Origin of the sequence: uncultured Aquimarina sp. (assembly GCF_947500065.1) — a bacterium.
Lineage (GTDB): Bacteria > Bacteroidota > Bacteroidia > Flavobacteriales > Flavobacteriaceae > Aquimarina.
The window spans coordinates 17,060-29,416 of sequence record NZ_CANMQT010000002.1 but is presented as its reverse complement, the minus strand read 5'-3'; the positions used below and the strand labels follow the sequence as shown (position 1 = coordinate 29,416).

11 protein-coding genes and 1 pseudogene are annotated in these 12,357 nt (G+C 32.6%); 1 reads left to right on the top strand and 11 read right to left on the bottom strand.

Features of this window, described 5'->3' with window-relative positions; all coding sequences use genetic code 11:
- Positions 1 to 4: 4 nt before the first annotated feature.
- On the bottom strand, positions 5 to 889 hold the full coding sequence (locus Q0975_RS05710) for a methyltransferase domain-containing protein (protein ID WP_299434306.1): 885 nt from the start codon (positions 887 to 889) through the stop codon (positions 5 to 7).
- Positions 890 to 1,066: 177 nt separating this feature from the next.
- Here Q0975_RS05710 and Q0975_RS05705 point away from each other — a divergent pair, with 177 nt between their 5' ends.
- Positions 1,067 to 2,356, top strand: coding sequence for a T9SS type A sorting domain-containing protein (locus Q0975_RS05705; protein ID WP_299434304.1), 1,290 nt, complete (start codon positions 1,067 to 1,069; stop codon positions 2,354 to 2,356).
- 160 nt (positions 2,357 to 2,516) lie between these two features.
- On the opposite strand, the gene Q0975_RS05700 is transcribed toward Q0975_RS05705, so the two are convergent.
- The 10 genes and pseudogenes from Q0975_RS05700 to Q0975_RS05655 form a co-directional block, all read right to left on the bottom strand.
- On the bottom strand, positions 2,517 to 3,899 hold the full coding sequence (locus Q0975_RS05700; protein WP_299434302.1) for a cytochrome c peroxidase: 1,383 nt from the start codon (positions 3,897 to 3,899) through the stop codon (positions 2,517 to 2,519).
- Between the two features lie 74 nt (positions 3,900 to 3,973).
- A complete protein-coding gene (locus Q0975_RS05695; RefSeq protein ID WP_299434300.1) occupies positions 3,974 to 4,879 on the bottom strand; it encodes a hypothetical protein in 906 nt (301 codons plus the stop codon).
- A 217-nt stretch (positions 4,880 to 5,096) separates the two neighbouring features.
- Positions 5,097 to 5,846 carry a DUF547 domain-containing protein gene (locus tag Q0975_RS05690; protein WP_299434298.1) on the bottom strand — a complete coding sequence of 250 codons (750 nt, stop codon included), beginning with the start codon at positions 5,844 to 5,846 and terminating at the stop codon, positions 5,097 to 5,099.
- A gap of 687 nt (positions 5,847 to 6,533) precedes the next feature.
- Complete coding sequence (locus tag Q0975_RS05685) at positions 6,534 to 7,088, bottom strand: 3'-5' exonuclease (protein WP_299434296.1); 555 nt, start codon at positions 7,086 to 7,088, stop codon at positions 6,534 to 6,536.
- An 84-nt stretch (positions 7,089 to 7,172) separates the two neighbouring features.
- Positions 7,173 to 8,135, bottom strand: coding sequence for a C45 family autoproteolytic acyltransferase/hydolase (locus Q0975_RS05680; RefSeq protein ID WP_299434294.1), 963 nt, complete (start codon positions 8,133 to 8,135; stop codon positions 7,173 to 7,175).
- A gap of 58 nt (positions 8,136 to 8,193) precedes the next feature.
- Complete coding sequence (locus Q0975_RS05675) at positions 8,194 to 8,742, bottom strand: hypothetical protein (RefSeq protein WP_299434292.1); 549 nt, start codon at positions 8,740 to 8,742, stop codon at positions 8,194 to 8,196.
- Positions 8,743 to 8,856: 114 nt separating this feature from the next.
- Positions 8,857 to 9,414 carry a hypothetical protein gene (locus Q0975_RS05670; RefSeq protein WP_299434290.1) on the bottom strand — a complete coding sequence of 186 codons (558 nt, stop codon included), beginning with the start codon at positions 9,412 to 9,414 and terminating at the stop codon, positions 8,857 to 8,859.
- 4 nt (positions 9,415 to 9,418) lie between these two features.
- Positions 9,419 to 10,171, bottom strand: a pseudogene (gene prfH / locus Q0975_RS05665) (peptide chain release factor H); the annotation flags it as partial.
- 95 nt (positions 10,172 to 10,266) lie between these two features.
- Positions 10,267 to 11,658 carry an RtcB family protein gene (locus Q0975_RS05660; protein WP_299434288.1) on the bottom strand — a complete coding sequence of 464 codons (1,392 nt, stop codon included), beginning with the start codon at positions 11,656 to 11,658 and terminating at the stop codon, positions 10,267 to 10,269.
- The gene (locus Q0975_RS05655; protein WP_299434286.1) at positions 11,643 to 12,332 is read right to left on the bottom strand and encodes a hypothetical protein; all 690 of its coding nucleotides are present in this window, start codon (positions 12,330 to 12,332) and stop codon (positions 11,643 to 11,645) included. Before Q0975_RS05655 ends, Q0975_RS05660 begins: the two co-directional genes overlap by 16 nt.
- Between the last annotated feature and the right edge of the window lie 25 nt (positions 12,333 to 12,357).

The window sequence follows — 12,357 nt, the reverse complement described above, 5'->3', positions numbered from 1 at the left end:
CTAATCAAGACAATACACAACTAATATCATCTAGAGAGGCACCATAGTCAAAACTAAAATCTATATGAACTAGATCTCCTGCTTTTACTTCTTGCGTATTAGTGGTTTTTAGAACAGTAGGAGGCATTAAACTATCAGTACCCGTAAAATTAGAGCCTTCTGTAATTTCTACATAAGATTCTAAATACAATGCATTAACAGTTCCCGAGAATAAAACCGGAACCGAAAAACTGAGCTTTACACCTTGTTTCTTTTCTTTTAATAGTTCAATTTCGTTAACCAAAAATTGCTGCGTTAAAAACATTGGTTGATGTCTGGTAAAATTAACTGGGTAATGATGAACAGTTGAATCAATTTCAGCTTCGCAAAGTCTCGCAAAATTTACAATCCGATTAGGGAATAATTTTCCACCAGGTTTTAAGAAATCTCGCATATGTTGAAAAATCTGTACCTGAAATTCATTAGCACAGTAAATACTCATTAATTCGCCAACTACAAAATCCACTTTTTCTGGCAAATCTACAGTTAAAGCATCCGCATAGATAACCTCTACCTTATTTGCCCAAGGATATTTAGCAATCTCTTTATTAATAAAAGGAATCAGATCAGGATTATTCTCAATTAAATATGCTTTTTTTACATATGGCATGTATAATTTGGTGAGAGGCAATGTTCCTACACCAATTTCACAAACTGTAGCATCTTTAAAATTATTATTGAGTTGAAAAGCCTTATGAAAAGCATCCACACGTTGCTTATCTGTTTCCATAATCTTATAATAAATTTCCGGAAAACCAAAATGAGATTCATCAAATGTTTGTGCTTTTAACAGGCTGTATTTTAGTGCATCGTAATTGTCAATTACTTCCTCAAATAATTTGTCTTTCATTCCTTTAAAGATTGTTTTTAGTAAATATAATAATTATGCGTGTTATAGATATGAATAGCAGGAAAACTTAAAAATGAAAATATTTTGTAAAAGTTGAGGTAGTTGGGGTAGGGTGTTTATAAAGTAGTGCGTTCTAACATGAGAGGGTCTTATAAATTAGACCTAAAAACGTATGTTATGAATCTAAAAATCACTAAAATTCATTCAAAAAATATTTTTAATTATACGTTAACCATAGTAATGGTATTATGTTGTCAAGTAGGTTTTTCTCAGATAGATAATAAGTCTTATATTTTCGGACATAGTCTAGTGAATCATAGTGCTGATCAAGCAACACAGAATAGAAGTAATATTCCTGATTGGATGTATTTACTTGCTCAGCAAACTGGCAATGACTATTCTGTTGATGGTCAGTTTGGGTTTTTACCGCTTCAACAATTACCACCTACATTTCAATGGGGTTTTATCGATGCGCCTAACACCAGAATAAATGAAACTAATGAAGATTTTGGTAGCTGGGATTATGATAACGTGACGGTTACTTTAGCCAATTTTATTCAACAGACATCAACTCCTACAGAGAATGCATTTTGTGACCAACAATATATAGAAGATTGTAATCTGGATCCAAATGCATTGAGTTCTGTAGAAGCAGTACTTCGAATCCTAGATTACGTAAGAATTGAAGAACCAGATATTGATTTTTATATTTATGAGAACTGGCCTGAATTTAATGGAACTTTTCCTACTGTTTCTGAAGCACAAGAAGCACAAGAATTTGGTGCTTATTATGAGTATACAAAAGGTGAATTTCATGATTGGTGGATTACACTTCAGGATCAGGTGTTGGAGGCAAGACCGGATGCTAATGTAAAGTTAATTCCTGTAGGACCTATTCTGGCAGATTTACTTTCGGATACTGGAATTTTATCAGATATTTCTGCAAATGTATTGTATGAAGATGGAGCACCACACGGATATCCGGTTGTATACTTTCTAACGGCATTGATACATTATTCAGTTTTATATGGAGAGCAACCTCCTGCAAATTTCCAATTTCCTGATACTGGTTTATCCGCACCCATTAGAATTCCTGACATTGTAAAAAATAACTATACTGCTATTGTAGATTTTATATGGAATAGCTTACAAACATATACGTTTAATAATGGCGAAAGTAGAGTGTTTTTACCAAGTCAAGTATTATCCGTAAATGACATAACAGTACATATCCCAAAACCAATACTATATCCGAATCCTGGAAACGGTATTTTTAATCTTGAGCTACCAAATTCGACGATTTTTCCGGTAGAAGTAAAGGTTGTAAATACCATCGGTCAAGTGATCGATATTGTTTCCATTACTGATCATCAATCAACGAAGTTTAATTTAGATAAAAAAGGGACGTTTTTTCTAAAAATCATTGGTGATCAGTATTCGGATATTGTAAAACTAATTGTAAAGTAAATTTCACTGATCAAAGAAATAAGTATCATGCTGAGCTCATTGATGAATTTGTGTTAGACTATTTTATTTGGGAAATAGTTTTCAATGAGCCGTAGCATGATTTAAAAATGACATTGTATTCTAGTGTTTAGTACTTAGGGGCAAAAATATTTAAAAACAATTAATCACATCCAAGATCTATTCTCGATGTGGAATCATTGTTGGGAAAGCAGTTTCCAGAATTTATAGTTAAAGGAACATATCTTGATAAATTTGGATCTCTCAAACTATTTTCAATAAACAATACTAAATTGTCTATTTCGGTTTTATTTAGTTTAATATCACCAAACTGTTCTGCTAAATTTTCTGTTGGTACCTCTGTGTTTTCTGGGACACCTTCGATTTTATATTCGATCACTTCTCTCACCGAAGTAAAAGTTCCTCCGTGTCCATAGACTCCATTATCTATAAGATTATAAAGGGTAGGGGTTTTAAACTTGTAATCATCACTGGTCACTTTAGTAAATCCACCTCTTCCTTTTTTTACATTTTCGAAACCTGATTGATCTAATACAAATGCTTCACTAGTGTTGTCAAAATCGCCCATTCCAAAGGCATAAAAGTTCTTGTCGTTTAATGCAGGACCCGTATGACATTGATAACATTTTCCTTTACCGAAAAAAGCTTTGGCACCTTTTTTCTCGTTGTTAGATAATACGTTGTAATTCCCGTTTAACCATTGCTGCCAAGGTGATTGATTAGGTAATATGATTCGTTCATAAGCAGCAATGGCTAAGGCTGCATTTGTAGTAGTATATCTTTCCGTTATAGGTGAATCAGGAAAGGCATTGTCAAACATTTGTTGATATCCAAAATTACTAACAAAGTTGTTGTCAACTAATAATCGATGTACACCTTGCCCTTTGATAGCTTGCACTTCTACACCTTCGAAACCAATAAAATTTTCTGGAATGTTCGTCCAATTGGCTTCTGTACCTAGGTTGGTTCCTGAGCCTCCAAATTGTCCATTCCATAACATGATATCCTGATACGCTACATTTAAAACCGTAGGAGAACGAATAGGTTGTATATCTGCATCGACTACGGGGATACTGGTGTTAAAAATTCTTCCTTCTCCATTAGCTCCAAAACCTACACCAGCTTCTCCAATTCCTTGTCTCAATCCAGAACTGAATCCAGCCGCTGCATGATGACATGAAGCGCAAGAATACGTGAATAAATTGGATGGTGTAGTTGGATTTCCTCCCGTAGCGGTTTCATGAAAAAGTAATTTTCCTAATGCTACTTTTTCTGGAGTAATTGGGTTTAATGGATCCTGCGGGATATTACTATATTGATTACTTTCTGGAAGAAGAAAAAATGAAGCTCCAATACCACCAGAAATATTTTCTAAATCATCTAAAATTTGTTTATCTAATCCTGTTGGACCTGAAGGTACTTTTGAAAAGGATGTTTGATCTATTTCCTTATTTAATAAAATATAGTCATCATTTTCACAAGAGAACATAGTAATAATTATAACAAAAAAGTATATTTTTTTCATGAATATAGGATTTAGTAGGATAGTTGTTTTTAATTGGTATAAGCAATAAGACTATTACAAATATTAGATGGGTATTACTCTATTTTATACACCAACCCTAGAGAAAAACCTGAGGCTCTATCAAAGTTTTTTCCACTCATATTAGTAATGTATCCAGAAGAAATTCCAATACTTTCTTTATATAAAGGAACATATATATCAAAGTAAAAATTGGTATAATCTACTTCAGTTTCCGGTAAAGCTTGCGCACCTCCTGCAGCTGCAAACTCTGGAGAGCCGATATCAAACCCATCTAATGAGTTCTGAGTCCCTACTTTTGCGTGTGCATAAAACCATTTGTTGTAATATCCAAGTTTAGCGCTAAATAATGTAGCATTAGGAACATCAAAATCCGAATTATTTCTTAAACTATAAGCTGCTTGTAATTCTATAAAAAGATTGGCTGGTGTTTTAAGCTGTATAAAACCACATCCATCAAAGGCTGTTGCTCCATTACCTAAAGACAGTATTCCTGCTTCTTCATATCCTCCTACAGGTACTGAAACTCCTGCTGCTCCACCAATAGCTATCTTGGATGAATTGTTTAAGTCTTTTTCAAGAACTTTTGCTTTGAGAAACATACTTAAGTCTTGTACGCCACTTACTTCATTGGTTTGTGATACCGGATCTAAAACCCCTGTCTCATTTTGTGTTGAAATATAGGGTAAGGCGACAGTGGTGGATAGCCAATCAAGTATCCCATATTCTCCATATATGCTTACCACAGTCGATGAAATTTCACCCATATTCATAGGATTGGATTTGGTTTCGGTACTGCCTCTGAAAAAGTTGTTATAACTTTTATATGAGTAGGAAGTGGCAAACGTAAGGTCCTTTTTTTTGGGAAAAAAACCATTTATAATAGTTTGAGCAGATATTGAAGAAATAAATGCTAAACATAGTATTAGTAAAACTTTTTTTAGATTAGTAATGTTAGTCATAATAAGGTGTGTTTAGGTTTTAAAAGTGTTTTGAAAATGGCTGCGTGTGGCAATAGATTCTAATAAACTTTTTAATCAAGTTTCATAGATATATAGAACCGATGATGAATGAAAATTCATCACAGTTTATCACTGTTTTGTAATGGGTAAAAGTTGTGTTTGTTCTAAATTTTAAAAAGAACTTGTAATTGATCAGTGTATAACTAAAAAGCCATATTTAATTATTACTCGTTATTGGAGTTTTTTCGTCATTCTTGTTTAGCGACCAATCGTATGTAACATATTTTTTGACTATTGTTTTGTTAATTGGAGTAGTTGCATATTCATTGATAAAGTCAATCACATCCGTATGATTACTACTCACAAAATCATTTTCATACCATTCAAATAACTGAGAAATTCTCACCGTTTTAGAATTAATTTGATTTCGCTGTGGATCATTAATAAATTCTCTAGTTCTTTCTTCTAGGGCATATTCAATATTACTGCTGGTATAGGCTCTATTCCATAGCCTTGGAGAAGACATGGAACCGCAATTAAGAAGAAAATGAATCCTAGGGTCACCAAATTTTCTTAAAATATTATGTTCAATATCATCTAGGCTATATCGAATACCCTTTGATTTGAAGGCTTTTCGTTTCCAAGGGTTTTCTAACTGATTAATTGATGTAATCGGATATTCATCAATAATCATTTTCATAACAGTAGCATTGTAAACATTAAGCCAATAGGCTATTTTTTCTTTATTATCCCAATGATTTTCTGGAGATATATCCTGAAGGTATCTAAAGTATTTATAAAAAACGACTACATCCCTTGTGACTCCATCATAATTCACCAGACCGTTATCTGTAACATTGAGAATCAAAATTTGATCCCAAGGATTGTGATCTACAATTTCTTGCGAATATGTTTTAAAAAATAATAAAGAAATTAAAATAAGGAAGGGGGTTTTAAGAGATTCCATTTTGTTAGTTATTTTGGGGTTAGTAACTAGTTTTTTAAGCTGATACAGGCTAAATTACAAAAAAAAGGGACGTAAGAAGGCTTGTGAGAATTTGTTAAAAATCATAAGAAATACAATTCTTACAATTTTTGAGATTAACTTGTAATTTGTTTACTGTTAAACCTTTAAGTGAATTATGGTTTTATGTATTTTACGATTTTCTTTTTTTTGAAGCACAACAGTACATCAAATCTTAATAGAATAAGTTAATTTTTTTATGATTGATTTACTGAGTTTAAAATCTATAATACCTTGATTCATTGAAGCAATCAAGCTTTAAAATAATCAGATTACCCTTTCTTTTTTTAGTAAGATTTTGTTTTTAATATTGAATGTTGCTTTATGTTTTTTATTGCAAAAATTACATGTTTGAGTTCGTGTTTTTTTTAAAAAGCGATAAAAACTAAGAAAAAGTTAAACCTTACACCTAAATGTTAATATTAACTAAATTTTAACATTTAGGTATGGCTTTACAGTAAAGAAAAGTACCTTTTTTGGCATTTAAAATCGAAATAATACGTAAGAATTAATTTACAAATGGCATCATAAGTAAGTCCCGTATTTTTATATTTTAATATATCTTATTGTATTGAGAGTATACTTTAGTATTTTACATTTCTTTAAACAGTGTTGCATGAGTATATACTCTTATGGTTTTTGTTGTTGTATACACCAATCCAAAATTTTAGCTATATTTTTAGCATCATCTACACCTCTGTGATGTGTTCCTTCTAGAGGAATATCCAACATGCCTAAAGCGCCTTTCATTCCTGTTTTTTTTCTGAGTCCTTTAGTTTCTGTAAAAAGTTCTTTTACATTGATGTGATTTTGTGATAAAGGATATTCTATTTCTCGGTAATTGCATTGCTTTTTTATCATATTTAGATCATACTGCCCATAACTTGCCCAAGTATGTTGGTGTCCCTGATATTCGGTTCTCAAAATTTCACAAGCTTCTATAAATGAAACACCTTCTTGATCTAGTAATTCTTTTGTAATGGTGGTTAATTCTGTACAGAATGGACTTACCTCAGATCGTTCAGGTTTAATTAAGATTCCTCGATTTTTAGAAATCTCTCTAGTTTCAGTATTTAGTACACAGATGCCGATTTCTATAATTTCGTTTACTTGACCTTTAGGAATAGGACCATTCCAGCATGTAGCTTCTAGGTCTATAATTATAATTGTATTTGTTGTTTTCATTATTTGTTGTTTTATCATTTAATGCCTATGAATCTGTAATTGCAGATCCATAGGTTTAGTTTAATGTAATTCTAAAAACGAATTTTATTTCATAATAGATTCACAGGTTTTTATTAGTTTAATTTTTCCAGAGTGATTATGAAATACCATCTGCTGGACAGTAATTTCCATCATTATGTTATCATCTTGCAATATTTTTAAACACTCCTTATCATTAAGCGGAATATTTTTTAATAGTAATTCCTGAGTATTATCATATCTTCCACAAGAGGTGTCCTGCAACATGTTTCCGGTTGAAGAACTATTCTGAAGAAGTTTATAATCATTAGTAACAATTATATAGTCTTCTTCCGTTGTTCTAGTTGCAAACCTTTTAGGAGTTCTTTCAATGACCACTTTATCTTCTCTTTTTACACCCGAAAGAAGAATCAAACAATCGCTCATGATCATGGTTTGTTCTATTTTGTATTTGGCATCTTGGAATGAATTACAATCACCTAAGACATCTCTTAATAAAAATGAAATGGGAGTTGCGATTTCTGGAGAATCATTACTAGAAACTGCGTTCAAGGTTAGTGAAAATTTTCCAATTTTAGTTCCAGATAAGATTCCAATAAAACCCGGCCATCCAACTGATTTATATAGTGTCTTACCTTTTTTTTGAAAATCAAAAATTATTGAATGTTTACTTAATAAATCATTTTCTGTGTGCCAATCTAGATTTCTGGAATGTAATATTTCGGTTCCATTATAAACCGCAAATGCAGTACAACCTAAATAAAATTTTAAGAGGTCATAGTATAAGTTTGCTATCAATATTTGATCGGAAGAGAAATCACAGATGGTAGCTATACCATCTATTTCTTTTAGATACTCTTTAGATACCAATCGTTCTTTATATTCATTTACAGAATCAAATAAAATATCTGCTTCAACAAAATCATTGATGTAATATTGGAGTAGTTCGTTTACTTCTTTTTTATATGTTTTAAGAAACACCCATCTTTTTTCTGGAGGTAAATCTAAATTTATTATACATTCTTTCATGTTATTGTTTTTTAGATCTGTTAACCTGCCGCGACGGACTAATGGACCTAGTTTGTCTTTATATTTTTGGAATCGTTACCAATTCCTCTTTATCCAAAGGATCTATGTTTTGATCCAATAGTTTAATCGCAGATTGTACTGCCCAGCACTTATCGCTAGAGTGGATATTAGAATACAATCCTAGTAAGTAAGATGGTTCTACAATAGTCCATCCTTTTATAGTGCGATAAGGAATATGTGGTTTTACGAAAAAATCAATTGTGATTCTTACAGGTCTTTCATTTTCTGTGATCACAGTTTTTTCATAACGCCTAAAATTCTCATCACTTGGTAGGTTGTCATAGCGTGTCCATACTTTTAGGAAATCATTTTCCTGTAGTATACACATTACCTGAGCTACATGTTTAGGATCTACAAAAAGATCAATGTCTTTATGATCATGCGCATGTTTATATTCTGTATGACCTATAGGTGATAAAAAATGCCACGCCCATCCTCCTGATAAAATAACTAAATCTTTAAGCGGTATTAATATTTCTAATGCATGATAAATTCTATAGCTAGGCCACAGTTCTCCATATCTTTTTTTGTTGTGTGGAGCTCCCATAGTTCTTTTTTTATTTTGTCATTCTGTCGTAGACCAGAATCCATTGTAATATTTTGGATTCCAGCCTTTAGTTTAGCCTGAGCCAAGTCGAACGACTAGAATGACAGATCATTATTAATTCTTTTTCTTCTTTTTTGACTTATTAGAAGAGCTATCGGTTTTGTTTCCTTTTTTCTTCTTCTTATTTTTCTTTTTAGGCATTTTGTCTTTAATCCTTTTTTCATCACCTTCGATATCACTTATGAAGTAATTGTTGTAGGTGTGTATTTTGGCAATTTTCAGTACTTTAAGTGCTTTTTTATATGCCGTTTTTTGTTCGAAAAGGATTCCTTTTTGTAGATATAAAACTGCTTTATCTGTTCCTTTTAAAGTCAAGGCAAAGTCAATTAGTTTTTCTGCTTCATCATAATCTTCATTCCAAAGCAATACATTGATATATTTTGGATATACATCTAATGCGTATATATCTTCTGCTAAAGCTTGTTGATAATACTCTTTTGCAGTTTCATAATTTTTAAGACTTTCAGCATAAATTTGTCCCATTAAACAAAGTGCAATTGGATTTTTATCATCGTATGACAATGCATAGTTCAATGATTCTACAGCTTCTTCTAGGTTATATGGATATGCATCCAATGCCTGAAATAGGTATTTGTCTAGTAAATTTCCCATGATGCTAGTTTTTTAAGTCGTTGCGCAAATCTTTTTTTAATTGTTGTCGATTGGACGCATACGATTGTTTTTTATGATTTTTTTTAAAATCAGTTCCCTTAAATGTTCTGATTGGGTTACCTCGTTGAATATTCAAGTGATTTTCCCATTGATCAGATAACGATTTTTGTAATTTGGTAAGCTGACTTTGATGTACTTTTTCTTTTAATCGTTCTATTGAGATTTTTTTATTTTGATGTTGTGATCTGCTATCCATTACTACTACTTGATCACCGGTTGGGTTATAAGTAGCGCGAACTGCAGAGTTTACTTTGTTTACATTTTGACCGCCAGGACCTGAACTTCGCATTGCCTGAAAGGAAATATCTTTTTCATTTAGCGTTATCAGTTGAGTCTGTTTGACTTCATACATTCCGATAAACCAGTTTTTTCGTTTATGGTGCTTCCGAAATTTAGAAGTACCAATCCACTGAATGGTTCCTAGCCATGACGCTAAAAAGGTGTCTATTTCTTTTCCTTTTAGTTGTATGGTTGCGGATTGTACGGTTCCATTTTCAGAACCTTTATCTCTCTGTAGTATGATATACGTAAATCCACTATTTTTAATTTCTTCTAGAAATAGCTTCAGTACTTGGGCTACTACCCAACAACATTCTGCAGGTCCTCTTCCGGCCGTAATTTGAATTATTTTGTCCATTTTTTTATTCTTTTTTGCGTTAAGGATTAAGGCGGCATCCTTTTCTGTCTCTTCGAGCCTTTCGACAAGCTCAAGACAAGCTTAAGTCGAGAAGTATGACAGAAAAGATACAGCCGAAAGCCTGACCCGCCGCGACGGGAAACGCCCAAATCACATTACTTATCCATTCGTACGATTTTTGGTGTGAATGTTCCAACTACCTCAACTAATTCTTGTTGATTAGACATTACTTTATTAATATCCTTGTAAGCCATAGGTGCTTCATCAATTCCTCCACCAATCAGTGTGACATCATTTGCTTTTAATTGTTTTTTGATATCACTCTTGGTAAATTTCTCTTTACACTTTCTTCTGGAATGTAATCGTCCAGCTCCGTGTGAAGCGGATTGCAAACTTTCGGGATTTCCTAATCCTCTCACAATAAATCCTGGAGCTGTCATGGATCCCGGAATAATTCCTAACTCGCCTTTGGCAGCAGGAGTTGCTCCTTTTCTATGAACAATACACTCTTCACCATTTACTTCTTGTTTCCAAGCAAAATTGTGATGATTTTCAATTTTGGCAACAGGTCTCGATCCTAATAACTTTCCAATTCTGGCGTGAATATCATCGTGACACGCTTGCGCATAATCTCCGGCAAGATTCATAGCTAACCAATATTCCTGACCATCGTGGGTATTTAGATCTAGCCAAGCTAATTGTTGTACATGCTTTGGTAAAGGACATTGTTTGGTTGCCAAATAGGTATAATGTTTAGCAATATTGGCTCCCAATCCTCGAGATCCGCTATGTGACAATACACCTATATAGGTTCCTACATCCAACCCCCATTCATTTGCCGTATCTGTAATAGCTACAGTTCCAAATTCTACAAAATGATTACCACCGCCAGAGGTTCCCAATTGCTTATACGCTTTGTCTTTTAGTCTTTTTACTAATGGAATGTTTTTAAATTCCTCTCGTTCAAAAACCTCATGATCATGCTTTATTTTATGGGTTTCATACATTCCGAATTTGGTGTGTTCAGACAATATATTCTCCAATTGATGTTTTTTCCCTTTTAAGTAAGAGATCGCAATTGGATAAATGGTCAAACACATTCTACATCCTATATCTACGCCTACACCATATGGAATCACTGCGTTTTTTGTAGCAAGTACTCCACCAATTGGTAACCCATAGCCACTATGTGCATCTGGCATTAAAGCACCTGCAACTGCTACTGGCAACTTGAGTGCATCATACAGCTGGTATTTTGCCTGGTCATCGATTTCATTTTCTCCATAGATCTGAAACGGTGATCTGATAGTTTTTAAAGCATGTTTTTTTACTTCCACTGGCTTTAGTAAACTTTCAGCAATCTTACCCCATACGCCATCACCTTGATAGGCTTCTGGATTTAATAATACTTTTTTTGCTTCTATTAATATTTGTTCTTTTTTTACTCTTTTTTGATAGCGATTAATCTGACCTAATGTCACATTAATACTATTGTTTTTTGGAAAGCCTAATTTGATTAAGTCTTTTCCGCTTAATTTCTTTCCCATGATATTTCTTCTTTTATAATTTCTGGAATCTTATATTTTTTTAGATCCCTTAGTTTACTATTAATTTTTAGCTTTTCTTTTTTAGCTTTTGAAATTTGCCAATAATCTCTCCAGTTATATTGTTTTTGTACTTCCTCGAAGTATCCATTTTTCAACAACTTTTGTTCTAGTAATGCATCTTCACTTTCTAGTTTTGGATCTATTCGTTTACTATGCGTTACATAGGCTTTCGTAAATTTGATCTTGTATGTACCTTTGGGAAGGTTGACATAAAACCGAAGTTTTAGTTTCTTCTTCCTAGTATAATATCTAAAAGGAACACACATTCTTTGTGCGCCATCACTAAGTTTATTAAAAGATCTAGGACTTATAGTTGGTAATTTTTTGTTAATTAAATATTTTGAAGTTTCATGAAGCCAATTTTTCTCGGCTTCTTCTTTAGTTCTTCCCCAAAATGATTTTTCTAACTTTTTGTGTAATTCTTCAATGTATTTTTGATTTTTATATTTTTCTACATTTTTAGTAATTACAGATTCCTTAAACCAACCATGACGAATAGGTTTTTCTAGTTTTATATATCCTAGATTTCGTTGTTCTTCCCAGATGTTACGTTGTCTTTTTTGAATACGACGAACTTCTTTTTGTCTTTGGCTTTTGATATGTGCCGGTTTCATTAGACATTTTATTTAGTTCATAATT